The sequence below is a fragment of the Butyricicoccus sp. AM05-1 genome, from assembly GCF_003474415.1.
GTDB lineage: Bacteria > Bacillota > Clostridia > Oscillospirales > Butyricicoccaceae > Agathobaculum > Agathobaculum butyriciproducens.
On the sequence record NZ_QUDG01000002.1, the window covers coordinates 360107 to 386636 of the forward strand.

A 26530-nucleotide genomic window follows, 5' to 3' on the forward strand; every position below is an offset into this window, starting at 1 on the left:
GCAAAAAAAAATCGAATAAAATACAGGGAAACTTTGTACATCTTGTTAAGTCTATCATTTTTATCCGCTTTTTCTTTGTGAATAACGCTCGGGTTCGGTCAGTTTAGACGGATGCAGGTATTCCCTTTCCGGCTTGCATTTTTCGCAAAACCGGCTGAAATGCGCGCAAAATGCGAAGTTTTGCCCTCTGCCTTTTGTGCACATTTTTCGTATACCGCTATTGACTTTCCCTTTCTTCGGTTATAATATGAATACATGAACATATGAGCAATCGTTCATATGTTATTGACTATCACCGACAGGAGGCGATCCGAAATGGCAGACGAACACAAGCATGAGGATACCTTATTAAATGAAGAAGTGCATGAGCACGAACATCATCATCACGAACACGATGATGACTGCGGCTGCGGCTGCGGGCATCATCATCACCACGATGAGGATGAGGAGCACGAGCATCACCATCATCATGACGATGACTGCGGCTGCGGCTGCGGCCATCATCACCACCACGACGAGGATGAGGAGCACGAGCACCACCATCACCACGATGACGATGACTGCGACTGCGGCTGTGGCCATCATCATCATCACGACGAGGATGAGGAGCACGAGCATCACCATCATCACCACGATGACGATGACTGCGATTGCGGCTGCGGTCACCATCACCACCACGACGAGGATAAGGAGCACGAGTACCACCACCATCATCATGACGATGACTGCGACTGCGGCTGCGGCCATCATCACCACGACGAGGATGAGGAGCACGAGCATCACCATCATCATGGCGATGACTGCGACTGCGGCTGCGGCCATCATCACCACGACGAGGATGAGGAGCACGAGCATCACCATCATCATGGCGATGACTGCGACTGCGGCTGCGGCCATCATCACCACGACGAGGATGAGGAGCACGAGCATCACCATCATCATGACGATGACTGCGACTGCGGCTGCGGCCACCATCACCACCATGATGAGGACGAGGAGCACGAGCACCACCACCACGACGATGACTGCGACTGCGGCTGCGGACACCATCACCACCATGATGAGGACGAGGAGCACGAGCACCACCACCATCATGACGACGACGATGACTGCGACTGCGGCTGCGGACACCATCACCACCACGATGAGGATGAACACGAGCACCACCATCACCACGAACATTCTGCAGGCGCGCACAGCGTCAAGCGCGTTTACACGCTGCAGAATGTCGGCTGTGCACACTGCGCGGCAAAAATGGAGCAGCGCATCAGCGAACTCGAGGGCGTGGAGGACTGCGTTCTCGTATTTGAGACCAAGCAGCTGCGCGTAACCGGCGAAAATCCGGATGCACTCCTGCCTGAAATCCGCAAAATCTGCTCCGACATTGAGAGTGAAGCCAAGGTCATTGCACCCAAGTCCAAGCACTACGGCAAGGACGGTCAGCGCGTTTACACGCTCGAAAACCTCGGCTGCGCACACTGCGCTGCGAAAATGCAGCACCAGATCAGCCAGCTGGACGGCATCGACGATTGCGTGCTGGTCTACGAGACCAAGCAGCTGCGCGTCAAGGGCGACAATCCTGATGCACTGCTTCCCGAAATCCGTAAAATCTGCTCAAATATCGAGAGCGAAGTCAAGGTAATCGCTCCCGAGGAGGAAAAGGAAGAAAGCAGCAGCCATCCGCTTGCCGAAATGCTCATCGGTGCAGCGCTGTTCGTTGCCGGTCTGCTCATTCCGGCCATGGCTGTCAAGCTGGTGCTGCTCATCGCGGCTTACCTGCTGCTCGGCCGCCATGTCCTGCTGACGGCTGTCAAGAACATCGGCCGCGGTCAGATATTTGACGAAAACTTCCTGATGGCTGTTGCAACCATCGGCGCATGGGCGGTCGGCTCGTTCGACGAGGCCGTCGGCGTTATGCTGTTCTACCGTGTCGGCGAATACTTTGAGGATCGTGCGGTTGACCGTTCGCGCAAGCAGATCATGGACGCGATCGACCTGCGTCCCGAGACGGTAAATCTGGTCAAGGACAACGGCAAAATCGAGGTTATTCCCGCTGAGGACGCACAGGAGGGCGACATTGTTCTGGTGCGCCCGGGCGACCGCGTTCCGCTGGACGGCGAGGTTGTCGAAGGCGAAAGCCGTCTGGATACCTCGGCTGTTACCGGTGAGCCGGTTCCGGTTCGTGTCGCTGCCGGCGACAAGGCAACCTCCGGCTGTGTCAACACCGACGGCGCGATCAAGCTGCGTGTCACCCACATTCTCGCTGAGAGCATGGTACAGCGCATTCTCGACAGCGTGGAGAATGCAGCGGCCCGCAAGCCGAAGATTGACCGCTTTATCACCCGTTTCTCCCGCGTTTACACCCCGGCTGTTGTTGCGATTGCCCTGCTGACCGCCATTATCCCGAGCCTTGTTACCGGCGAGTGGCACAAGTGGGTCTACACCGCGATGACCTTTCTTGTAATCTCCTGCCCGTGCGCACTGGTACTCAGCGTACCGCTGACCTACTTCTCCGGCATCGGCGCAGGCTCCAGACGCGGTATCCTGTTCAAGGGCGGCGCTTCTCTGGAAGCACTGAATAACGTTAAGACCATTGTTATGGATAAGACCGGCACCATCACCAAGGGCAACTTTGTGGTACAGAAGGTCGTTCCGGCGCAGGGCGTTCCGCTCGATGAGAATGAGCTTCTGTGGCTGGCTGCCGCCTGCGAGGGCGCTTCCACCCACCCGATCGCCAAGTCCATCATCAACTCCTACGAGGAGCGCAAAACGTCCGCGGCAAAGGCCGGCGACTTTTCTCTTGTTGCCGTTGGTGCAACGGTTGAGAACATCCGCGAGCAGGCCGGCGAAGGCATTTCCGCCGAGCTGGAAGGCAAAACTATACTCTGCGGCAACGTAAAACTGATGGAACGCAATAATATCGACCTTTCCGGCTACCACGGCACCCCGGGCAGCACGGAAGTGCTGCTGGCGATGGACGGTCACTTCCTCGGTCATGTTGACATTGCCGATACCATTAAGGCAGATGCCAAATCCGCAATCAGCCGCATGAAGGCTCAGGGACTCACCACCGCCATGCTGACCGGTGACGGTCAGGCCAGCGCGGATGCAGTCGCACAGGAAGTCGGTATCGACGAAGTGCGTGCCCGCCTACTCCCGCAGGATAAGCTGTCGGCGCTGACCGATATCCGCGAGAAGCGCGGTGCGGTTATGTTCGTCGGTGACGGCATCAACGATGCTCCCGTACTCGCCGGTGCAGATGTCGGCGCGGCAATGGGCAGCGGCGCAGACGCGGCAATCGAGGCTGCAGACGTGGTGTTCATGAACGCCGACCTGGCCTCCATCCCGATCTCGATCAAGATCGCCCGCAAGGCGAATATCGTCTCCAAGGAGAACATCGCGTTTGCACTCGCGATCAAGATTCTTGTTATGCTCCTCGGCCTGTTCGGCATCGCATCCATGTGGCTGGCCGTATTCGCTGATACCGGCGTGGCTATGCTGTGCGTGCTCAATTCGATCCGCATGCTGTATATGAAGACCGAATAATGCATACTCTTTGCACATTTTATATAGAAAGACTCCCGTCCGATTGGAACGGGAGTCTTTTGTATACCATATCGTCTGTGCTGATACGCAGGGTTTTCGCCTGAGAGGCGAACGGCAAACCACCGTTTACACCCGGCAAACAAACTCATTTGTGGAAAACATACTCTTTTCTGAAAGTCCTCGGCGCCATACCCACCGCCTTGGAAAACTGCGCATTGAAATGGCTCGGGTTGTCATACCCCACCTGCGATGCAATCCGTGTTACCGGCAAATCAGTTGTGATGAGCAGCGTCTGCGCTTCGCCAATCCTGCGGCGCAGAACATACTGCAGCGGCGAATATCCGGTCACTTCCTTGCAGATATGCGCCAGATAGTACGGACTGACGTGCAGCGCATCCGCCATCTGCTGCAAAGAAAATTCGTCCGCAAAATGCTTGTCAATGTAGTCCTTGATGCGCTGTGCAAAGGCGTTGCCGCTGTGCGTACTGCCCTCGGCTGCGGTTGCGCGGAACTGCTGCACGAGCGTCAGGATCGCAAGCAGAAGATGATGCGCACCGTCGTCGTTGCCCTCGGTCAGCTCATCGTAAAGCACGTCGTACAGATGCTCCAGCCGCACGGTCTGCGGCTCGGTCAGGCGGCACACCGGACACGAATCCTCCGCGATCAGCGTATTTTCGCGCAGTCCGGGCACAGCCAGTCCGCCAAGCGCCAGACTCGAGGTTGCCACCGGACGATCCGGTCCGGACGGCTCATCGTGCACGACGCGGCTGTTGAAGATGAACAGATCGCCGCGGCGTGCCTCATACGGCGTGCCGCCGACAAAATAGCGGCTCTCGCCGCCTCTCACGAGCACGATTTCCACTAAATCGTCATGCGCGTGCATAACGCGCGGATGCGCCGATGCCTTTTCGTCCGTGCGGCTGACCGAAAACAGACGCGGCATCTGCGTCAGGCCGAATGGCGCTTCATATTCCTTTTTCACAAAGCATTGAATCATAAAAACGCTCCTTTTTCCTCAATTCTGCGGCAAAATCGCCTTTCTGCGGCGGAGATAGTATCCGCGAAAAACCAGCCGGTCGGGATAGCAATCCGGATACCGATCTCACCGACCGGCCCTGTCAGCGCAAACCAGAGCAAACCTTTGGCGATACTGCCTTTTGTCAGATCGCGGTACATAGAATCACCTGCATACTAAGATAAATTTATTATAGCGCTCCTGTGATGAAAACTCAATGCAGCGCTTCGCCCACTGCAGCCCGGCAGGGCTGCGGATAAAAGAAAGCCTGCCACTACGGTGACAGGCTTTCTCTATGCTGATTTTATCGAATCGGCAGCATCTTGCCGGTCTCGAAGGACTCCTTGCAGCGGTAAGCAGCCTCGGAAACGGCGGTGCCGTCATAAACGGTGAGGTCCGCCGGCTTGGTGTTGTCGCGGACATGGCCGGTGAAGGCAACCATCTCGGCTACGAAAGCCTCGTGCCAGCGGCTCATGAAGTCCGGATAATACTCCTCACGGGAGCCGTGCTCATCCACGATATTCAGCAGGTTCTTTGCGCCGACGTTTGCAATGCGCAGCGTGCCGTGGGTGCCGATGATCTCGGTCTCAACGTTGGAGCCTGCGGCATGGGTGCGGTTGGTGAACATGAAGCCCATTGCGCCGTTCTCCATCTGGATGGTAGCAGCTGCGTTGTCCGCATCGTTCAGCTCCTTGTACAGGTCGAACTCGAATACGCCGCCGATTGCCCATACATTCTTGACATCCGAGCCGGTGAACCAGCGGATGAGGTCGATATCATGTACGCACATATCGAGGTATTGACCGCCGGAGTGCGGTGCAAACTTGAGGGTAGACTCGATGGTGGAACGCGGGTCCTGCGTGTAGGAGCGAACCAGAACAACCTTGCCGATATCGCCGTTGTCAATCTTGCGCTTTGCCTCGGCGTAGGACTTGTCAAAGCGGCGCATGAAGCCAAGCTGGAAAATCAGGTCAGGATGTGCCTCGATGACCTTCTCGGCAGCCTTGCACTGTGCAACATCCGTGCCGAGCGGCTTCTCGCAGAAAACGTGCTTACCGTGGTTCATGGCAATTTCAATCTGCTGGCAGTGCAGGAAGGACGGGGAAACGATAACGATCGCGTCCAGCTCTGGATTCTTGCACATTTCCTCAAAATCGGTGTAAGTATTCGGCACGCCGAGCTCTGCCGCAACTTCCTCTACGCGGTTCGCATCTACGTCGCAGATGGCTGCCAGCTCACAGCCCGGAACCTGCGTTGCAAGGTTCTTTGCGTGCTCATAACCCAGACGACCCAGACCTACCGAACCAACCTTAACAGTTTTCATGGTATATTCTCTCCTTTTATATGTAACTCTCACTCTTACGCGGCGGTTTTGCCGCTCTCCATTTGATGATTTTATTGTAGCGTTTCGGGGGCTGAAAAAACAGAGCATTCTTGCGAAAAGAACGCCCCTATTTGCGGGATATGAGCGGGACTCCCGGGCAAACTTTCAAATTCTTGCGGTCGATGCAAAAAGGCAGACCCGACGGTCTGCCTTTACGCTTACGTTGTTCAGCTGACATGAATGACGGCCACCGGACAGCCGCCTGCAGCCTCCTGCGCGCCCGCCTGCTCCTCTGCGGTTTCCGGCTGATGATGGACTTCGGCAAGGCCATCCTCCGCCATGCGGAACACGGAAGGACAGGTTCCTTCACACAGGCCGCAGGAAATACAGCCGCCTCGTTCGATTGTAATGTGCATACCGATACACTCCTTTCGGAGATTCAGTTTGCCCCGTTTCCGATGATTTATGCGTTCCTGCGCGCGAGACAGCGATGGCGGATACCGCCGAAGCCTCCCGCAGCTACGGCGCAGTCCTTCACGGTGATGGTCTGTCCCGGCCGGACAAACTGCTCCACCCGATATACCTTATCTATATTCAGCGAACCGAAATTGATGATGCGCACAGCTTCGCTCTCCTTCTCTTTTCTGGCAGTATAGCATATCCGTCCTCCAGCTGCCACTGCAAGCAGCTTTTTATTGGTATTTTCTCCAAAATCACTGAGTTGCAATTGACTTACCCGCCCAAAAGTTCTATTATTTTTTATATGTTTTTACAAGAAAGGGAGGGGACTTTTTTGAGTCGTTTATCCATTGAAACGCCGGGCAAGGCTGAGACCGTCATTGCCGGCTTGTACCGCGATATCGAGCGGCGCATCAGCGCCAGTCCTCCGGGCCTGTGTCCGGTGGATATGTCGCTGTCGTTCCTGCGTCTGTGCCATGCACAGACCTGCGGCAAATGTGTTCCGTGCCGCATCGGTCTGGGGCAGCTGACCACTCTGCTCGAGCAGGTGCTGGACTCCACCGCAACACCGGAGACCATTGACCTGATCGAGAAAACCGCCCGTGTCATTCAGGATACGGCGGACTGCGCCATCGGCTATGAGGCTGCCCGCATGGTTCTGCAGGGCGTGCAGGGCTTCCGCGATGACTACCTCTCCCATGTGGAAAGCGGCCGCTGTCTGTTCGGCTGGGATCATCCGGTACCGTGTGTAGCACTGTGCCCTGCCGGTGTGGATATTCCGGGTTATATTGCACTCGTGCGTGCCGGCCGCTACAACGACGCCGTGCGCCTGATCCGCAAGGACAACCCCTTCCCGACCGTATGCGGCTATGTCTGCGAGCACCCGTGCGAGGCACACTGCCGCCGCAGTATGGTGGACGATGCGGTCAACATCTGCGGCATCAAGCGCTTCGCGTGCGACCACGCGGACAACACCACGCCGCCGGATTCCGCACCTTCGACCGGCAAGCGCATCGGCATCATCGGCGGCGGACCGGGCGGTCTGTCGGCGGCGTATTTCCTGTCGCTGATGGGTCACCAGGTCGTAGTCTATGACCAGCGTCCCAAGCTCGGCGGCATGCTGCGCTACGGCATTCCGGATTATCGTCTGCCGCAGGACAAGCTGGATGCGGATATCGACTTCATCCTGTCCACCGGCATTGAGGTGCATACCGACGTTTCCATCGGCCGCGATATTTCGTTCGCTGAGATTGAGAACCAGTACGACGCGGTTTACATCTCCATCGGTGCGCATAACGACAAGAAGATCGGCATTCCCGGCGAGGACGCAGTCGGCGTACACTCCGCGGTGCAGCTGCTCCGCGACATCGGCGAGGGCCGCGTGCCGGACTTCAAGGGCAAGCGCGTCTGCGTCATCGGCGGCGGCAACGTGTCGATGGATGCAACCCGAACCGCAATCCGTCTCGGTGCCTCCGCAGTAACGTGCGTCTACCGCCGGCGCGTGACCGATATGACCGCACTCGCAGAGGAGATCGAGGAAGCACAGAGCGAAGGCTGCCAGATTCTCTCGCTGCAGGCACCCGATCACATTGAGACCGATGAAACGGGCCGCGTTACCGCTCTGTGGACGCGTCCGCAGGTCATCGGTGCCTACGGCAAGGACGGTCGTCCGCGTCCCTACGATGCCGATCAGCCGCTGCTCCGCACACCGTGCGATGTCGTTATCGTAGCCATCGGCCAGTCCATCGACGCAAAGCCGTTCGAGCAGATCGCTCCGGTCGTGCGCGGCAAGATTCAGGCCGAATCCGACGCATTTGTGCCGAACACCCCGCATGTATTCGCGGGCGGCGATGCCGTTACCGGTCCGGCGACCGTTATCCGCGCGGTAGCCGCCGGCAAGGTGGCTGCGGCCAACATTGACGCACACCTCGGCTTCCGTCACGTTATCAAGAGCGATGTTGAGATTCCGGCACCGCATCTGACCAATATGCCGGCCTGCGGCCGCATCGAGCTGCGCAGCAGACCCGCCGAGGAGTGCGTCGGCAACTTTGATCTGGTAAAGTGCGGCATGACCGAGCAGGAGGTTCATCAGGAGACCTCCCGCTGTCTGCGCTGCGACCACTTCGGCTACGGTATTTTCAAGGGAGGGCGTTCTTCTAAATGGTAAATCTGACGATCAATTCTATCCCGGTGACTGTACCGGAAGGCACCACCATTCTGGATGCCGCCGCCTCTGTCGATATCGAAATTCCCAGCCTGTGCTACCTAAAAGAGCTGAACGAAATCTCCGCCTGCCGCGTCTGCTGTGTCGAGGTAGAGGGCGAAGGCAAGCTGGTTCCCTCGTGCAACAACGTTGTGCGTGAAGGCATGGTCATCCGCACCAATTCTCCGCGTGCACTCGAGGCGCGCCGTGTCAATATGGAGCTTATCCTCTCGCAGCACGACAACAAGTGCGCGACCTGTATCCGCTCGGGCACCTGCCAGCTGCAGAAGATTGCAAACGATATGGGCATTCTGGGTGTTTCCTACCCCACCGACCTTGCACGCGGCAAAAAGGCCGACTGGACGACCACGTTCCCGCTCTACCGCGATGTAAACAAGTGCATCAAGTGCATGCGCTGCATTCAGGTATGCGACAAGGTGCAGTCGCTGTCCGTCTGGGATATCAGCGGCTCGGGTGCGCGCACCACCATTGATGTTTCGGAAAACCGCGTAATCAAGCAGGCGGACTGCTCGCTGTGCGGTCAGTGCATTACGCACTGCCCGACCGGCGCTCTGCGCGAGCGCGATGACACGCAGAAGGCGTATGCTGCGCTCGGTGATCCGGACCGCGTGACCATTGTGCAGATTGCTCCGGCCGTGCGCGCTGCATGGGGCGAAGCCTTCGGCATGCCGACCGGCAAGGCAACCGTCGGTCAGCTGGTGTCCGTTCTGCGCAAATTAGGCGCGGATTATGTGTTCGACACCACGTTTTCCGCCGATCTGACCATCATGGAGGAGGGCACCGAGCTGCTCCAGCGCCTGCAGGCAGGCGATCTGGACAACCAGCCGATGTTTACCTCGTGCTGCCCGGGCTGGGTGCGCTTTTTGAAGTCGCAGTTTCCGGAAATGACCGGCCGTCTGTCCACCGCTAAGTCGCCGCAGCAGATGTTCGGCGCGGTCGGCAAGACCTGGCTGGCACACAACCTCGGCGTGGATGCGGACAAAATTTACAGCATCTCCATCATGCCGTGCATCGCAAAAAAGGCCGAACGCGAGCTGCCGAGCATGGATTCGGCCGGTCACGGCAGCGATGTCGATCTGGTCATCACCACCCGAGAGCTGGCGCGCATGGCGCGTGCCGAGCACCTCGATGTGGAAAACATCGCGGAATCCGCGTTTGATTCTCCGTTGGGTGACGGCACCGGCGCAGGCGTTATTTTCGGCGCGACCGGCGGCGTTATGGAGGCTGCGCTGCGTTCGGCGTACTTCCTCACCACCGGCGAAAATCCGTCTCCGGATGCGTTCCGCGAGGTACGTGACGACGGCACGATCTCTCCGCTGCCGTGGCGCGAAGCGACGTTCGAGCTGGCAGGCCGGACTGTGCGCTGCGCGGTAGCGAGCGGACTGGGCAACGCGCGTCAGCTTCTGCGCTCGCTGCAGCGCCGTGAGGTACACTATGAGTTTGTGGAGATTATGGCCTGCCCGGGCGGCTGTGCAGGCGGCGGCGGTCAGCCGGTGGACGGCACCGACCGCGAAAAGGCCGCCGACCGCGGCAAGGTTCTGTTCCGACTCGATCAGAATGCACCGCTGCGTTTTTCGCATGAAAATCCGGCGGTTCAGGCACTGTACCGCGAGTATCTGGATGAGCCGTGCTCGCACAGAGCGGAGGAGCTGCTGCATTGCGACCATTTCGCCTGGCAGATGCCGCAGAATCCGCGATAAAAGCCGGTTCTGCAATCCCGTAGGGCGGGCTGCCCTCAGCCCGCCTCATTTGGCGGAGTTCTTATCGCATAACAGCAAAAACACCCCGAACAAGCAAAAAAGACGCTGTATCAGCTTGATACAGCGTCTTTTTTGCGTTATTCGATATTCTGTGCGCAGATAATGGAAATTTCCGACCCCTTATTACTGTTTTCCGGCTGAATATTCTTCTGCAGCAGATCTGCGAGCAGACGCAGCGGCTGGCTGCCCTGCCGGAACATATCCTGTGTGATGGTCAGATCAAGCGAGCCGTCAAGCAGCATTTGCTTGCGTCTCAGCGACATATCATGTGCGATCACACGCACCTGCTGATCCATGCCTGCAGCTTTGAGCGCGTCCACGCAGCCGGTAACGCTGCGGTTTGCCATATAGATGGCCGCCGGCGGATTGTCCGACTGCAGCGCCGCCGTGACGCGGTTATAGGTCAAACGGTAGTCGTTATAGGTCTCCTCAATCTCGATCTGCGAGGAAGAGAAGCCCTTTTTCTTAAGATGCTCGCAGAAGCCGTCTAAACGGGTTCGGTGGCCGTCGTACTCCAGATTCCCCGCCATCGCCAGCACACGCGCGTTTTTCGGCACGCACTTGCTGAGCAGCTCGGCGGCGATACGGCCGCTTTGTGCGTAATTTTGACCCACAAAGCACAAGCGGCGGCTGTTCGGCAGATCAGAGTTGAACGTGATGCACGGAATGCCCCGTTCGGCCAGTTCTCCGATGCGTGCTTCGATCGAAATATCATTTAATGCACACAGTGCGATGCCCTGCGCGCCCCAGTTTACCAGCTCGTCCAGCAGTTCGATGGTCTCGCGCGGAATATCTGTATCACAAGTGCACACACGCACCTCGACATCGCGCTTTTCCAGCTCAGAACGCGCAGCCTGAATGCCTCTCGGGACGTCCTCGTGGAACGGGCCGCTCCAGTTTGGCAAAAGCACACCCAAACGCACAGGTTTGAGCGGCAGCTTTGCCTCTGCGGCCTGCCGATGTGCCTCCTTCGGAGAAAGATAACCAGTCTCCTGAATGGCGTTCAGCACGCGCGCACGCACATCCGCGCGCACATACGAACGATTATTTAATACACGGTCTACCGTGCCGCGGGAGACGCCCGCAAGCTCGGCAACCGTTTGAATGGTTGGTCTTTTGTTCATAATCCTTCACCTTTTCGTAATTGCTCTTTATACTATCCTGCATCTCTCTGCAATGTTTCTTTTCTCTGTGCTTATTATACCATATTTCTGTGCTTTGTGAAGACGCAATCTGTGCCTTCCCTCTTTCCGTGCATTTGCACACATAGTTTTCGGTACGAATTTTCCGATATATTTTGTGTTTTATGCTCTATTTTCCATTTTTCCAAAACCATGTGCGATATTCTGTGTTTTTCACAGAATGTGTGCTTTGTGCGACATATACAATTGCACACACCAAACCTTGTGACCACCCTCGCTTTCCACATATTTGTTTTGTATTTCTCAGTTTATACGCATTTACACGCATTTTATCCATTTATTTTGACGTTATTTCCATTTTAACGATTTTCACACAGGCAAATTGCCTGTTGACATTCCCGTACCCGCTCGCTATAATAAGCACATAAACAGCACAGAGCACACAAACGCACAGTGCTGAAAGAGAGACACGAGAAGAAAAACGAGAAAAGAAAGGGAGACTCACTATGAAAAAGAGACTGTTAGCAGCCCTGCTCACCAGCGCCCTCGCACTCAGCCTGACCGCTTGCGGCGGCAGCACCGATTCTTCTGCAGCACCCGACGGCGGCGACACCGCCTCCACCCATGACGGCCCGTACAGGATCAGCATGGTGCTCAAGACCAACGCTGCCGAGTTCTGGAACATCGTTCAGGCAGGCGCAGAGGCTTATGAGGATGAGCATCCAGATCAGGTCAGCCTGGACATCAAGGGTCCTCCGGCTGAGACCTACTACGAGGAGCAGCTCAACACCATCCAGACCGACCTTGCGGTTGAGTCCTACGATGGCTACCTGATCGCTCCGCTGCAGTCCGAGGCTGTTGCAACCGCTATCGCAAACACCGACAAGCCGGTCGTAGCATACGATACCCGCATTGATTCCGACAAGTGCCTCGCATTCGTCGGCACCGGCAACAAGGAAGCAGCCAAGGAAGGCGGCAAGGCCGCTGTTGAAGCTGCAAAGGCAGCCGGCTGGACCGATATCAAGTGCATCGAGATTGCAGGCGTTCAGGGTGACGCAACCAACACCGCCCGCATGGAAGGCTACCGCGAAGGCGTAAACGAAGCCGGCGGCGAGTTCCTTGATAACGAAACCCAGTACGCTAACGCAACCGCTGACCTCGCTGTAACCGCGATGGAAGGCATCATGAGCAAGTATCCGGAAGGCGTTGCCATCATCTGCTCCAACAACGACGATATGGCGCTGGCAGCTGCCCGTACCGCAAAGGACAATCCGAACTACGCAAAAACCATCTTCCTCGGCTTTGACGGCCAGAAGTCCGCAGTAGAAGCCGTTCTGAACGGCGAGCTGACCATGACCGCTGCACAGAACAACTTCGACATCGGCTACAAGGCAGTTGAGACCATCGTGAAGATCCTGAACGGCGAGGAGTACGGCGACGTAGACACCGGCACCGAGATCATCACCAAGGACAACGCACAGGCTCGTCTGGACAACTTCGCAAACTGGCTGAAATAATTCCTTGAAAGGCACGCATTTCAAGGAGATGGGAAACACCGCGGCTTTGCCGCGGATGATTCCCGGGCGAAAATCAGCGCGTCGCACAGCGGCACACCGATTTTCTTACTTGTAAAAAAACGCAGATACATGCTCCGCGTTTTTTTGTGAAGGCAACGCCTTCACGATTTAATACCGCCTGCGGCGGAAATTATGTATGGAAACGCGCTCCAACGCTTCATACAAACCTCTCTTTTTATTCCAAATGTTCATTTAAGGAGGAACACCCATGAAAGTAGGTATTATCGGTGCGGGTCGTATCGGTAAGGTACACGCAAAGAACATTTCCATGTTCGTACCGGAGATGGAGATCAAGACCATCGCTGACCCGTTTATGAATGAGCAGACCGAGGCATTTGCCAAGTCCTGCGGCATTCCGAACACCACCAAGGACGCAAATGACATTCTCAACGATCCCGAGATCGAGGCAGTTCTCATCTGCTCCTCTACCGACACCCATTCCAAGTACATCATCGAGGCTGCTCACGCAGGCAAGAACATCTTCTGCGAGAAGCCGATCGATTATGATCTGGAGAAGGTTCACGCTGCCATCAACGCAGCCAAGGAAGCCGGCGTAAAGCTGCAGATCGGTTTCTGCCGCCGCTTCGACCACAACCACCGCGCAGTTTACGACATGGTTCGTGACGGCAAGGTCGGCAAGGTCAACATCATCAAGATCTCCTCCCGCGATCCGGAGCCGCCTCCGGTATCCTATGTCAAGGTTTCCGGCGGTATCTTCTATGATATGATGATCCATGACTTCGATATGGCCCGCTTCCTCGCAGGCAGCGAAGTTACCGAGGTAAATGCAGTTGGTTCCGTTCTGGTCGATCCGGGCATCGGTGAGGCCGGCGACGTTGACACCGCGCTCGTTACCCTCAAGTTCGCAAACGGCGCGATCGGCGTGATCGACAACAGCCGCAAGGCAGTTTACGGTTACGACCAGCGCGTTGAGGTATTCGGCTCCGAAGGCTGTGCCGAGGACCAGAACGACACCCCGAACACCGCTGTTCTGTCCACCGCAGACGGCGCGGTACACGGCGTAGCCTACAAGGTAATGTGGGACCGCTACACCGGCGCATTCGTTGCAGAAATGCAGGCATTCGCAGATGCCGTTATCAACGACAAGGAGACTCCGGTTACCGGCGAGGACGGTCTGTATCCGGTACTGATGGCAGCAGCTGCTACCAAGTCGCTGCATGAGGGCCGCCCGGTCAAGATCTCCGAGATCGAGGCTTAATCACAGCTTCATTTTCACACCACGCACACAGTCTAAGCAATGTGCTAAAACCGTTGGTGCGCTATGCACCAACGGTTTTTTATGCAAATCGAGGGAGTTAGAACAGAGAAAATGATATTCACTTGCGTAACCTTTGTATTTTTTACCATTTTAGTTGCGGTCATCTCCTACGTCAAGACCAAGGGCGATGACCAGACCACCGCCGACGGCTATTTTCTGGCAGGACGCGGTCTACCGGGCATTGTCATTGCAGGCTCGCTGCTGCTGACCAACCTCTCCGCAGAGCAGCTTGTCGGTACGAACGGACAGACCTGGGCGATCGGCATGAGCCCGATGGCATTCGAGGTCATGGCAGCCACTGCGCTGATCGTGCTGGCGTTGTTTGCCGCGCCGCGCTATCTCAAAAGCGGCATCACCACCATTCCGCAGCTGCTCGGCGAGCGCTACGACCGCCCCACCAAGCTGTGGTTCTCCATCGCGTACATTATTCTATACCTGTTCGTGCAGATTCCGGTCATTCTGTACTCCGGTTCGCTGGTATTTGAAAACATTTTCAACCTGTCCGGCACGCTCGGCATTACCAAGTTCCAGTCTATCGTTATTCTCTGCATTCTGATCACCATCATCGGTTCGATCTACGCCATCTTCGGCGGTCTGAAGGCGGTTGCGGTATCGGATACCATCAACGGCGTCGGTCTGCTGATCGGCGGACTGATGATCCCGTTCCTCGCGCTCAACGTGCTCGGCCATGCCTCCGGCAGTGAAAGCAGCGTTGCTATCATGGACGGCGTGCGCTACCTGATCCACAACCACGCCGATATGCTCAACTCCATCGCACCCGCACAGAGCGAAGCACCGGCGGTTCCGTGGCCGACCGTATTCCTCGGTCTGGTATTCCTCGGCTTCCAGTCGTGGTGCACGCATCAGTCGTTCATCCAGCGCGTGCTCGCTGCTGAAAACCTCAAGGAGGCGCAGAAGGGTGCACTCTACTGCGCGTTCCTGAAAATCCTCGGCTTTATGTTCCTTGCGCTGCCGGGCGTTATCGCTTACGCAATCTTCAACATCGAGGGCACGCAGGTATCCATGATGGATGACGCATATCCGGCACTGATCACCCGCGTTGTTCCCCAGCCGGTCATGGGCTTTTTCGCAGCCGTTATGTTCGGCGCGATCCTGTCCTCGTTCAACTCGGTGCTCAACTCGGTAAACACCATGTTCACGATGGACATCTACAAGGAATTCATCAACAAGAACGCCAGCGATAAAAAGCTGGTCTCGGTCGGCAAGAATATCGGCATTGTGTTCGCGATCTTCTCGATGATCGTCGGTCCGATGGTCTACTTCTTCCCTGCCGGACTCAAGACCTTCCTCGATTCGTTCGTTATGCTGGTCGGTCTGCCGGTCCTGTCCGGTGTATTCGGCGGCTTCTTCTTCAACTGCCTGCCGAAGTACAGCGCACGCTTCATCATGGTATTCCACATCATCTGCTATGGCGGCTTCATGCTCCTGTCTCCCAGCTATTCGCTGTTCGGCGGCAACGAGGGCACCATGCACTATCTGTACGCCGTATCCGTTCTGTGGCCGCTTGAAATGCTGATCATGTACCTCATGCACCGTCACAATAAGCGCAAGGGTGCTGAGGTCTGGGTTCAGCAGGACGTCGGCGCGGTAGACCTGACGCCGTGGAAGTACCGCAATATCGTCAGCGTGATCGTTATCGTATGCGTTGTGCTGGTTTATCTGGCATTCTCGCCGCTCGGCATCGGAGCATAATTTTTGGAAAACAGCGTTGCATATCCGCTGCGCTTGATGTATCATCAATTTAAAAGAGTAAGACAACCGAAACAAGAAAATTTGGAGGTAATTTATTATGGCACTGAGAAAATGCGCTTGCATTGATACCCTTTACACCGAGCTGGACTGGCTCGACCGTTTCCAGGCTGCAAAGAACGACGGCTTTGAGGCCGTAGAGTTCTGGGACTGGCGTATCCGCGATCTGGATGCGACCCGCGAGGCTGCTGAGAAGGCCGGCATTGCCATTTCCGGCTTCAACGGCGATGCGGACTACTCGCTCGTAGACCCGACCCACAAGCAGAAGTATCTGGACTACCTGAAGGAGTCCATCGCGGCGGCTAAGAAGGTTGGCGCAGCCAGCGTTACCATCCACTCCAACGCACTGGGTGATGGCGGCATTGTAGTAAACCACTACGATAACCTTTCCCACACCGTAAAGCTGTGCTCGATGTACGACACGCTGCTCGCCTGCGCTGAGCTGGCTGAGAAGGAAGAGATCAACCTCAACCTCGAGGCGCTGAACATCACCACCGACCACGTCGGCAACTTCCTCGCTACCACCCAGATGGGCGCTGAAATCGTTCGTCTGATCGGCTCTCCGCGTCTCAAGCTGCTGTATGATGTATACCACATGCAGATCAACGAGGGCTGCATCTGCGATACCATCTCCAACTACGGCGACACCTTCGGCCACATTCACGTTGCTGATGCTCCGGGCCGTCATGAGCCGGACACCGGTGAGATCAACTATAAGAAGGTTATCCGTCACCTCGAGGAGTGCGGCTACACCGGCCGTGTCGGCTATGAGCTGTTCCCGCTGACCGATACCGCAGCTGCCGTTAAGGCCATCATGGAAAACGCCTAAATCTCTCTTTCTTTCAAGTCCCTGTGCTGTATGGTACAGGGACTTCTGTTATACTATGAAGCAGGCATTCGGTCATATCAGCTTTTTGCAGGGGCGCACATTGCGCGTCCTTTCGAGGGATTGACGTTCCGACTGACAGTGCGAACACACCGGTCCGCCCCTGCGATACCATACACAGGCTGATAGAATCCGCAAATCAAAATCTTTGACCGCACTCTGCATTTTCATGCTATAATAAAAACCGCAAAGATAAAAACGCAACGTGCACTCCGTGCACCAGAGCCGGTAGGTAGCCCGGCCGTCCTGCTTTTGCAGGGTAAGTAACCTGCCCCTCCGGGTTGTCCATTCTTTGTTCATTTATTTTTCAGGAGGGAAAAACAATGGACAAAGTAATTGGCAAACTGACCGTATTTTTTGAGGACCCGTTCTGGGTCGGTGTATTCGAGCGGATCGAAAACGGCAGGTTATCCGCGGCAAAGGTAACCTTCGGCGCAGAGCCGAAGGAGCCGGAGCTGCTGATGTACCTGCTGCGGCACTACTACCGATTGCAATTCAGTCCGGCTGTTGAGACTGCCGTAAAGCCTGCACACCGCAATCCCAAACGGGCACAGCGGGAAGCCGGACGGCAGACCGCGCAAGTCGGCATCGGCACCAAATCGCAGCAGGCGCTGCAGCTCCAGCAGGAGCAGAACAAGCAGGTGCGCAAGCGCCGGAGCCGTGCGCGCAAACAGGCCGATGCCAAACGGCTTTATGCACTCAAACAGCAGCAAAAACGCGAAAAGCACAAAGGACATTAGTCCTTTGTGCTCAGCTTGTCGAAAAAGTCAGATTTCTATTTTGTGCTTCGTGCGACAGCACGCATAAAATAGAATTTGCGCAGCAAATTCATAAAAACCGGGGGCGTGTACCTCGGTTTTTATACAAGGGAAGAAGAAATGTGTCCGGAGGACGCGGTTTTTCTTCGGAATTCGATCGAAAACGTGGTTTCGATCGAGAGGCTGTTCGGAAAACGTTAGTTTTTCGACAGCCTCAAGCACAAAGGACATTAGTCCTTTGTGCTTTTTCATTCCGCTTAGAGAAAACCAAGCAAATGCTGCATTGCAATGCTGACGCACGCAATAGCGACCCAACAGCAAAAGCCCATGAAAATCGGCTTGCCGCCGGTCTTGACCAGCTTTACGATATTGGTATTCATGCCGATAGCCGCCATCGCCATAACGATGAAGAACTTGGACAGCGTCTTGAGCGGCGTAAACACGCCTGCCGGTACGCCGACCGTGGTGCACACCGTGGTGATGATGGACGCGAGCACAAAATACAAAATAAACATCGGGAACGCGCGCTTGAGCGAGAAGGCTTCGCCGCCCTTGCTCTGCTCGGTCTTGGCCTTGTGGGTGCGCCACAGCGCCAGTACGAGCGTGATCGGAATGATTGCCAGCGTGCGCGTCAGCTTGACGATGGTGGCGATTTCCAGCGTATTGCTGCCGTGAATGCCGTCCCACGCGGAAGCGGCTGCCGTTACGGACGAGGTATCGTTGACCGCCGTGCCCGCAAACAGACCGAAACCGTGGTCGGTCATGCCAAGCATGCCGCCGAGCGTCGGGAAGGTCAGCGCCGCGATGACGTTGAACAGAAAAATGACCGAAATCGCCTGCGCGATCTCCTCATCGTCCGCACCGATGACCGGAGCGGTTGCCGCGATTGCCGAGCCGCCGCAGATGGACGAGCCGACACCGACCAGCGTTGAGATATTGGACGGTACCTTCATTGCCTTGCACAGCACGAACGACACGATCAGCGAGGTGCCGATGGTTGAAACGATGATGGGCAGCGACTGTGCGCCGACCTTGGCAATCTCGGACAGGTTAAGACCGAAGCCGAGCAGGATAACCGCGTACTGCAGCACCTTTTTCGAGGTAAAGCCGATACCCGGCTGCACCTTGGTCTTGTCCTTCCAGAACAGCGTGAGCACCATGCCGATCAGGATGGAGAATACCGGTCCGCCGACAACCGGCACCGCCTGTCCCAGCAGCCATGCCGGAATCGCAATGCACAGGCACAGCAACAGTCCGGCGCCGTTTTTCTTAAGAAATTCCATTGTTTTACCCCTTTCATAAGCCGAATACCAGTATACACTATCTCGGCGGTGCAGTTCAATACTTAGTTTCGGCAAAGGGCAAAAGAAATCAGCCTGTACGCTGTGTACAGGCTGATTCAGAGGGTTTCAGCAGATTTTAGAATTCATACGGCGGATTTCCGGAGAAATCAGCGATACTGCCGTGTGCATCCTCGAGATAGAACACCTCGAAGATCGGGTTGGTCGCCTCGCCGTACTGGCTCTTGACGATCGGATTTGCGATGCACATCTCCTTGGCAGCCATGTTGTTCTCGAAAACAGCCTTGCCGTGCAGGCGAATCCATGCGTACTCCGGGCTGGAAACCGAGATTTCGATCTCCGGATTTGCCTGCATATCCTTGTAAACGTCCTTCGTGTTGTTCGTGCAGAACCACAGCTTGCCGTCCATCTCGCCCGAGAACATGAACGGACGGCACTTTGCCTTACCGTCACGGCCTACGGTTGCCAGATACTGTACCGGATTTGCCTGCAGAAATTCTACGACCTTGCTCATGATAAATACCTCCATGAAAATTTTATTTTCTTTTTCTATATTGGGATTGCTTTTCCCTTTCGGTGATTCTATAATAAAGCCGTAGTGACAATCTGTAAAGTAAGCACAATATTGTGGTGTAGTTACCTAAAAGATACTATTGGCGAAAATCGCGTTAACAAGGAGGTTTTTCTCATGGAACTGACCGAATCGACCGCAAAACAGGAGCTGCCCGCCTGCCCTGTCGAGACCACGCTGACGCTCATCAGCGATAAATGGAAGGTGCTCATCCTGCGTGACCTGATGAACGGCACCCTGCGTTTCGGCGAACTGAAAAAATCCATCGGGCACGTCACGCAGAAGGTTCTGACCGCACAGCTGCGCCAGATGGAGGCCAGCGGTCTGCTGACACGCAAAGTCTATGCCGAGGTGCCGCCGCGTGTAGAATACACGCTGACCGAACTCGGGTACAGCCTGAAACCCGTGATGGACGCTCTGTGGAAATGGGGAGAAAATTATCAGGCACAGTGCCGTTAATCCGGCTTTCTATCCGTAAAAACAACTTTCAGGAGGAAAATCATGCCTCATATTTTAATGATCGCCACCGGCGGCACAATTGCATGTTGTGAGACCGCACACGGTCTTTCCCCCGCTCTGGACAGCGCCGCACTGCTCGGCGCACTGCCCGAACTGTCTGCACTGTGCACAGTTGAAACGCTCGATCTTATGCAGCTGGACTCGACCGACGTGACCGCCGCCGACCGTCAGCGCATGGCCCGGGCGGTCTGGCAAAACCGTGAGGAATTCGACGGCTTTGTACTCACGCACGGCACGGACACGCTCGCATACACCGCCGCGCTGCTCACCCACCTGCTGCCGCATTTCGATAAGCCGCTCGTGCTGACCGGCTCCATGCTGCCAATGGGCGTGTCGGACTCGGATGCGCCGCGCAATCTGCTGGATGCGTTCCGCACTGCGGCAGACGGACGCGCAGGCGTGTACGCCGTAATGAACGGTCAGATTTTGCACGGCAGCCACGTTTTCAAGCAGCATTCGACCGAGATTAACGCATTTCTCTCGGCAAATGCCGCACCGGCAGGCGAAATCCGTGAGAGTGAAGTACACTGGAACACACCTGCGTCTGTCCCCTCCGGTGAACCGAAACTCGTAGAACACATCGACACCCACATCCTTCCGGTGCGCCTGACCCCCGATCTCGACCCGTCATTCTTCTCCGTGCTGCTCGGCTACCCCAAGGTTGTACTCGAAGCCTTCGGCGCAGGCGGCGTACCCGCCCGTTTGGAAGCCGCCGTGCGTGATCTGATCCAAAGCGGCACGCGCGTGTATATCACCACGCAGTGCCTGGAAGGCGGCGTACACCTGCACAAATACGAGGTTGGACGCCGTGCCGAAGCACTCGGTGCGATTTCTCTCGGCAGCCGTACCTTCGAGGACGCGCTCGGCGCACTCATGTGCGGTGAATTGTAAGATGTTCTGCCCGCAGCGTACAATTTAGAATACGCCAGCCTGTCCGAAATAACACAAAATCCCGCCTTCTCACGCGAGAAAGCGGGATTTTTCTTTACTGTGCATTCTCCTTGCTGAACGGCAGAATGTGCATCCGATACTTATGCTTATCAACCAGCAGCGTTCTATCCGCGATCGGCATGATATCCGAAACCTTATCCGGCGGGGTGCAGATGATCGCCTGCAGACCCATTTTGCGCAGCAGACGCACGCTTTCGATGATACGCTCACTGTCCATCTTGTTGAATGCCTCGTCGAACACGACCAGACGCACCGTGTTGCCGAAGCTGGACGTATCGCTCACGCGATACAGCTGCGCGAACGAGGCCAGAACCGCGATATAGAACGGCGTCTGCGTCTCGCCGCCCGACTTGGTGTTGAGCGTCTGCGACAGCAGCTGCTTGGAGCCGTTCTGATCGGTGGTCTCCAGATCGAACTTCAGATAGGTGCGGAAGTCGGTGTACCGCTCGATGTTCTCCTGCAGCTCACTCTGCTTGCGGGCGTTGAGCTGGGTATCGTCCGCCATGGTGATCTGGCTGAACAGCTTGTCGATCAGCGGACCGTATTTCTCCTGAAACTGTGCGGAAAACAGCGTAATATCGCCTTCCATCAGCTCCGGCGCCATAATCATGTCGTAATATTCGGCATAATCCGGATTGCGGTCCACGCGGAACTGGTAGCTGTCCGTGCCGAACTGCGCCTGCCGCAGTGCCCGATTGAGGTTCTTTACCTGATCCTGCACCTGCTCGATGCTGCTTTTCAGCTTGGACAGGAAGTCGTTCTGGAACTGCTCCATCGCACTCTCGCGTGCGGCACGGATTTTGGTGCGGTACTGCGGCAGCTCGCTTTCCTCGAGCACACGGCGTTCCGCATCGAACTCCGCATTGTCATCTGCCTCCACGCGGAACGAGCACGGCCCCAACCGCTCGACATATTCTCGGCGCGCCCGCAGGAGTGCCGCGCGTGCGTTCTCCATCTCGTTGACAACCTGTGCATGGTGGCTGCTGAAATTGCGGTACACGATATCCGGCCGGTGCAGACGCTCCAGCTCCTGCCGGTAGCGCGGCAGACCGATATCGTCGCGGTAGGTCTCCGAGAAGGTTTCCGCCAGCCTGCGCTCCATTTCGGTGCGGCTGCGGTACTGCTCGGGCAGAATTTCCTCGTCCAGCTGACGAATACGCTCCTCCAGCCTTGCCTTGTGCGCGATCTGCACCTCGCGCTGATGACTCAGCGCCGCAATCTCGTCGCTGATCTCGGCGATCAGCTGCTTCTGCTGATCCAGCCACAGCAGGTCGAGATGGGAGACCTGCTCGTCGATCGCGTTGATCTCCTCCTCCAGTTCCGCGCGGTACAGAAAATCCGCCTGCCGCTGCGGTACGATGTTTCGCACATAATATGGTGTCAGCATGGGCGCTTTCTGCTGAGAAACTGCCTGCCAGATGGGTTTCCGGTGCGAAATCTCGGTCTGCAGACCAGCGGCCTCCTCCTCCAGACGAGCGATACGCAGCGTGACCGCATGACGGCCGATGAACGCATCCTCCATACGGTCTCTGCGAAGCGCACGCGCCACATAGCCCTGATACAGCATACCCTCATCCGTGATGGCGGTCCGATACCCGCGCAGCTGCTCAACCGTGTCGCAGCACATCACACGCCCGAGCAGATAATCCATGTAGGTTCGCGCAAGCGCGTTCCCGGTCTCCACCTTTTCCGCAAGACTGCCGCTCTGCGGGTCGATATGCTCACGCTCGCGCAGCGTGCCGATATCGACCAGACCGTAGGCGTTCAGGCTCTTTTCCCACTTGAGTTTGTTGTAAATACGCAAAGCCTGCTCGTAATACGCCGGTTCGACCAGAAAATAAAACTTCTGGTTGTTGAGATAGCCTTCCACGGCTCCGCGCCAGCGCTCATCCTCAATTTCCAGCACATCCGCAAGAATATCTACCGCAACCGGCACTCCCGCCTGCTGCTCCAGTTCCTCCGCCAGTTTGGCACGGAACAGCAGCAGTCCGCGCGGATAATCCTTGATATTCCTGCGCAGATTGGCAAGCGCAGTCTGCTTTTCGGTCAGCTGCTGCTGCAGCTCTGCAACCTTATCGCCAAGCTGATGCGCCGCCTTCGCCAGCGCGTCCGACAGGGTCGCTGCCGCCTGCCGGGCGTCCTCGAATACGGTCTGCTCCTGCGAGAAGATCGCGCATTCGCCGCTCGACAGCCGTGCGTAGGTGCGCTGCACCTGCTCTGCCGCCTGCTGCACCGGAACGAGCACATCCTCGGCGTCCCACGCAAGCGCGGTCTCGCACAGGTGCGTCAGCCGCAGCGCCTCCCGCTTGATCTCAAGTGCGTCGCGCTCCATCTCCTGCACCAGCTTGCTCTGCTCGGTCAGCAGCGACTGCTTCTGATTTTCCAGCCGCTCGCGCTCCTGATAAGTGTCGCTCTGCGCATAATCGCGGTCCAGCTGACGGCGGCGTTCCTCCTTCGCCTGCACCTGCCCGGCCAAATCCTCAATCGCGGTGTCCGCCGCGGTCAGCTCGGACAGGCAGCTGCGCTTTTCCTGCTCGCGGCTGTCAATCTGCGCCTGCATGTCCTCCTTCTGCGCCCACTGCACGAGGAAGGACTGTACGCGCCAGCGGTCCACCGAGCGCGTCATTTCGCGGTACAGAGTGCTGATCTCCTGCAGCGCGGTCAGCTTTTCCTGCTGCTGCTGCGCCAGCTGCTCGTGCCGCTTGTAGTTGCGGATGTTCTGCTGCATGGCTTCGATATCCGGCTTATCCGGAATATCGCAGATATTTTCGGTGATAAACTGCTGAATATCCACGATTGGGCGGAACGACACCGCCTTTTTCATCATGCGGAGCACCTGCTCGTTGTGCACGTTCCACCGCGAGAGCATGTTGCGGCGGTACTCCCACTGGGTATCGTACACCTCGGCGCGGGAGAAATTCTGCTTGAGGAATTTGCGCAGATCGTGAATATCCATCGCCTCGCCGTCCTCGATAAAGCAGTTTTCCGGCAGTTTTCCGACATAGATAAAGAAATGATCGTGCTTACTGCCGTCACTGCGGCAATCGAACATCACGCCGCACACGAAACTATTGTGTTCCACATCGTCCTCAAACTCGCAGGCAATATAGGTCGAAAAGTCCTTGCCTCGGCGGGAATACGGGTTATTCTCGTCCATATCGGCACGCAGATAGCCGTCCAGCGTGCGCTGTGAGCGCTCATTCGCCGCCAGGTTGAAGTTGCGCGCATTGGTCTCACCCAGGAGAACGATCTGCAGCGCGTCAATCACCGTGGACTTGCCTGCGCCGTTTTTGCCGGTCAGAAAGTTCACGTCGCCGACCTCGATGATCTCCTTGCTGAAATACAGCCAGTTAATCAGCAGAATCTTCTTCAGTTTCTTCATCGGCGGTCTCCTCCTTTCGCAGCACGGCTGCGACCTCATTCAATCGTTCGCTCGAAACAGCGGTCTGAATGGTCGGCAGAATGGCAAATCTGCAGTCAGCCTGATTAAATTTCCCCTCGATGCGCTGCAGGATCGAGTGGTTTTCAAACACGGTCAGCGCCCGCTTGACCTCCTCCATATTCGGCTTGGCCGGCAGGATAGCGTAGTCGGTTACGACCTTTTCGAGCACCTCGCGCACGGTGCAGAGCGCGTCCTGCTCGAGTCCCAGGCGCTCCTGGCTTTCGTCGTACAGCATGCGCAGAGCGAGCAGAATCGCGGTCTCGCGTTTGGACAGGATGCACCGGTTGGCTTCATCTGTGTTCAGCACATAAAAGTAGCCGTTTATGTCGTCGCGCCGCAAATCCCAGTCGAGCAGGCTGAGATACTCGCGCACGGACTCATAATGAATGGACAAAAAGGTGTAGTCCGGGTTGCTCACCCGTCCCCTGCCCGGACGGTACAGCGTGCGCACCACATAGGTGCGGCTGAGCAGCTGATTGCACACCGCTTTGAACTGCTCCAGCTCCTTTGCGGTAGCGGTATTCAGAAATTCCAAATTCATTCGTTGTTCTCCTTCCGGCTGATCTGCAGCTCCGGAATAGCATAGCCGTTTTCCCGGCGTTCGCCGTCCAGCTCCTGCACCGTGAAATCCGCCGAGCGGTCGCCGCCGGTCAGCACCGCCAGCAGGCTCATCACATAGTCCTTATCATTCTTGAGCGGAATATCCTCCGAGCGGCACACATCGCTTTCACCGAGCCAGCCCTGCACATACGCCGCGATGGCGCCGCGGCCATACTCCGAGCGCAAAAGTGCAGCCGCCTTTGCGGCGGCTGCCGTATCCGCTTCGGTTTCCTGCACGAGCACAGGCGCGGCCTTTGTTCGCTTGCCCGGACGCTTGCGGTACCACAGGCTGCTCTCGGACAGATAGGTCTGCTCGCACAGCCGGAACACCGGCTGAATCGTGTCCACCAGATCGGCGGCTCGCCGGTTGCGCGACAGCGCGGTCAGCACCGTGTGCAGGTTGCCGCGGATATTCTGATCTCGGTTGGTCAGGTTTTCGATCTTCTGCGTAGCCGCACGCGTGTAGCGGCGCACCTGTGCGTCGATCTCATCCAGATAATCACGCTCGAGATTGTCGTAGCACTCCTGTATCCAGTAAATTTTGCGAAGAAGATCGGCGCGGCAGTTCTCCGGCGTGTCCCCTCGGCGGTCAGCCAAAGCGGCATTCGCCATGGCGATGAGCAGATCATCGTTCTCCGCCCAGTCTGTCAGCACATTTTGTATCGGCACACGATATTTCGGCACGGAATCCTTGATCTTGAGCGGACGGATGTACGCCTCCATCACCTTCTGCCCGAAATCATCAAAGTGCGATGCGAGCACTTCCCCGACATTGTGCATGTCGATCTGCATCTGAAAATAATGCTTGACGTTGTGATATACCATCTGCAGCAGGTTGATGAGCGCGCGCGTGTTGTCATATGCGCCGTAGACAGCAGCCATTTTGTCATACACGCTGTCCGACTCATGCGCGACCTTGAGCGTGGAATAGGTGCCGAACACATACGAATAGCCGCGTGCAGGCGTGTCCTCGCGCAGCGCGTGGAACAGCTCGAGCAGACGGCTGCTGTGGCCCGGCACAGTAATATATTCCCGAAAGTCTGTGCCGCGCTCCTTTTCAAACCAGCCCTTGCTGCCCAGCTTGCGGATGAGGAAACGGGCACGGCCGGAAATATCGCGCAGCTCGTCCTCGTCGATATCCTCGCCCTCGAAGGTAGCCTCGGCCAGCTGCTGCTCCAGTCTGCTCCGCAGCATGGAATACAGCATATCCTCGGGCAGCTTCAGCTTTTCGCGGTACGCCGTGTACAGCACATCGAGCGCATCCGCGTACAGCGCACGGTTCGGTGACGCCAGCGGTGAAAACAGCTCGTCCGGCACGGCTTCAAAAAATTTCATGTCCTCTATCCTCCTCTGCGGCGCAAAACGATAGATTCGGCACGCAAATTGCTTTTCTATACAAAAATATT

At 56.6% G+C, this 26530-nt stretch carries 21 protein-coding genes; 10 read left to right on the forward strand and 11 right to left on the reverse strand.

All coding sequences use genetic code 11. From position 1 onward, the window contains the following. Positions 1-315 precede the first annotated feature (315 nt). A complete protein-coding gene (locus DW088_RS05680; protein WP_199720413.1) occupies positions 316-3546 on the forward strand; it encodes a heavy metal translocating P-type ATPase in 3231 nt (1076 codons plus the stop codon). Between the two features lie 145 nt (positions 3547-3691). On the opposite strand, the gene DW088_RS05685 is transcribed toward DW088_RS05680, so the two are convergent. From DW088_RS05685 to DW088_RS15830, 5 genes are all read right to left on the reverse strand, one after another. Beyond that, complete coding sequence (locus DW088_RS05685; RefSeq protein WP_117491843.1) at positions 3692-4543, reverse strand: helix-turn-helix transcriptional regulator; 852 nt, start codon at positions 4541-4543, stop codon at positions 3692-3694. Then, positions 4540-4722 (reverse strand): hypothetical protein, encoded by a 183-nt coding sequence (locus tag DW088_RS05690; protein WP_118360073.1) that lies wholly within the window; start codon positions 4720-4722, stop codon positions 4540-4542. The genes DW088_RS05685 and DW088_RS05690 overlap by 4 nt, the downstream gene beginning before the upstream one ends. A 143-nt stretch (positions 4723-4865) precedes the next feature. Further along, positions 4866-5885, reverse strand: a complete 1020-nt coding sequence (locus tag DW088_RS05695; protein ID WP_118360074.1) for a Gfo/Idh/MocA family oxidoreductase — start codon at positions 5883-5885, stop codon at positions 4866-4868. Between the two features lie 227 nt (positions 5886-6112). Next, entirely contained in the window at positions 6113-6301 is a 189-nt protein-coding gene (locus tag DW088_RS05700; protein ID WP_118360075.1) for a ferredoxin, read from the reverse strand. Between the two features lie 47 nt (positions 6302-6348). Beyond that, positions 6349-6507: a hypothetical protein gene (locus DW088_RS15830; protein WP_158574621.1), complete on the reverse strand. Its 159-nt coding sequence runs from the start codon at positions 6505-6507 to the stop codon at positions 6349-6351. A 171-nt stretch (positions 6508-6678) separates the two neighbouring features. On the opposite strand from DW088_RS15830, the gene DW088_RS05705 reads away from it, so the two are divergent. Together DW088_RS05705 and DW088_RS05710 are read left to right on the forward strand one after the other, a co-directional pair. Beyond that, positions 6679-8511: an NAD(P)-binding protein gene (locus tag DW088_RS05705; RefSeq protein WP_118360076.1), complete on the forward strand. Its 1833-nt coding sequence runs from the start codon at positions 6679-6681 to the stop codon at positions 8509-8511. Continuing rightward, the gene (locus DW088_RS05710) at positions 8505-10268 is read left to right on the forward strand and encodes a [FeFe] hydrogenase, group A (protein WP_118360077.1); all 1764 of its coding nucleotides are present in this window, start codon (positions 8505-8507) and stop codon (positions 10266-10268) included. The genes DW088_RS05705 and DW088_RS05710 overlap by 7 nt, the downstream gene beginning before the upstream one ends. A gap of 137 nt (positions 10269-10405) precedes the next feature. Here DW088_RS05710 and DW088_RS05715 read toward each other — a convergent pair whose 3' ends face one another. Continuing rightward, positions 10406-11452, reverse strand: coding sequence for a LacI family DNA-binding transcriptional regulator (locus DW088_RS05715; RefSeq protein ID WP_118360078.1), 1047 nt, complete (start codon positions 11450-11452; stop codon positions 10406-10408). Between the two features lie 524 nt (positions 11453-11976). On the opposite strand from DW088_RS05715, the gene DW088_RS05720 reads away from it, so the two are divergent. The 5 genes from DW088_RS05720 to DW088_RS05740 all read left to right on the forward strand — a co-directional run bounded on the left by DW088_RS05720 (position 11977) and on the right by DW088_RS05740 (position 17722). Further along, on the forward strand, positions 11977-12987 hold the full coding sequence (locus DW088_RS05720) for a sugar ABC transporter substrate-binding protein (RefSeq protein WP_118360079.1): 1011 nt from the start codon (positions 11977-11979) through the stop codon (positions 12985-12987). Between the two features lie 268 nt (positions 12988-13255). Then, positions 13256-14266, forward strand: a complete 1011-nt coding sequence (gene iolG, locus DW088_RS05725) for an inositol 2-dehydrogenase (protein WP_118360080.1) — start codon at positions 13256-13258, stop codon at positions 14264-14266. A gap of 111 nt (positions 14267-14377) precedes the next feature. After that, on the forward strand, positions 14378-16039 hold the full coding sequence (locus tag DW088_RS05730) for a solute:sodium symporter family transporter (protein WP_158574622.1): 1662 nt from the start codon (positions 14378-14380) through the stop codon (positions 16037-16039). A gap of 97 nt (positions 16040-16136) precedes the next feature. Continuing rightward, the gene (locus DW088_RS05735; RefSeq protein ID WP_118360082.1) at positions 16137-16925 is read left to right on the forward strand and encodes a TIM barrel protein; all 789 of its coding nucleotides are present in this window, start codon (positions 16137-16139) and stop codon (positions 16923-16925) included. A 380-nt stretch (positions 16926-17305) separates the two neighbouring features. After that, positions 17306-17722 (forward strand): YjdF family protein, encoded by a 417-nt coding sequence (locus DW088_RS05740; protein ID WP_118360083.1) that lies wholly within the window; start codon positions 17306-17308, stop codon positions 17720-17722. Between the two features lie 275 nt (positions 17723-17997). Here the strand turns inward: DW088_RS05740 and DW088_RS05745 are convergent, their stop codons facing one another. Then, positions 17998-19023: a YeiH family protein gene (locus DW088_RS05745; protein WP_118360084.1), complete on the reverse strand. Its 1026-nt coding sequence runs from the start codon at positions 19021-19023 to the stop codon at positions 17998-18000. Positions 19024-19159: 136 nt separating this feature from the next. Then, positions 19160-19555 (reverse strand): pyridoxamine 5'-phosphate oxidase family protein, encoded by a 396-nt coding sequence (locus DW088_RS05750; protein WP_118360085.1) that lies wholly within the window; start codon positions 19553-19555, stop codon positions 19160-19162. Between the two features lie 174 nt (positions 19556-19729). On the opposite strand from DW088_RS05750, the gene DW088_RS05755 reads away from it, so the two are divergent. Next, positions 19730-20071, forward strand: a complete 342-nt coding sequence (locus tag DW088_RS05755; RefSeq protein ID WP_110435506.1) for a winged helix-turn-helix transcriptional regulator — start codon at positions 19730-19732, stop codon at positions 20069-20071. 42 nt (positions 20072-20113) lie between these two features. Beyond that, complete coding sequence (locus DW088_RS05760) at positions 20114-21022, forward strand: asparaginase (RefSeq protein WP_118360086.1); 909 nt, start codon at positions 20114-20116, stop codon at positions 21020-21022. A gap of 94 nt (positions 21023-21116) precedes the next feature. Here DW088_RS05760 and DW088_RS05765 read toward each other — a convergent pair whose 3' ends face one another. From DW088_RS05765 to DW088_RS05775, 3 genes are read right to left on the reverse strand one after another with little or no spacing between them, the layout of a single operon-like run. Next, entirely contained in the window at positions 21117-24464 is a 3348-nt protein-coding gene (locus DW088_RS05765; protein ID WP_118360087.1) for an ATP-binding protein, read from the reverse strand. After that, positions 24433-25065, reverse strand: coding sequence for a DUF4194 domain-containing protein (locus DW088_RS05770; RefSeq protein WP_118360088.1), 633 nt, complete (start codon positions 25063-25065; stop codon positions 24433-24435). The genes DW088_RS05765 and DW088_RS05770 overlap by 32 nt, the downstream gene beginning before the upstream one ends. After that, complete coding sequence (locus DW088_RS05775; RefSeq protein WP_118360089.1) at positions 25062-26459, reverse strand: Wadjet anti-phage system protein JetA family protein; 1398 nt, start codon at positions 26457-26459, stop codon at positions 25062-25064. The genes DW088_RS05770 and DW088_RS05775 overlap by 4 nt, the downstream gene beginning before the upstream one ends. Between the last annotated feature and the right edge of the window lie 71 nt (positions 26460-26530).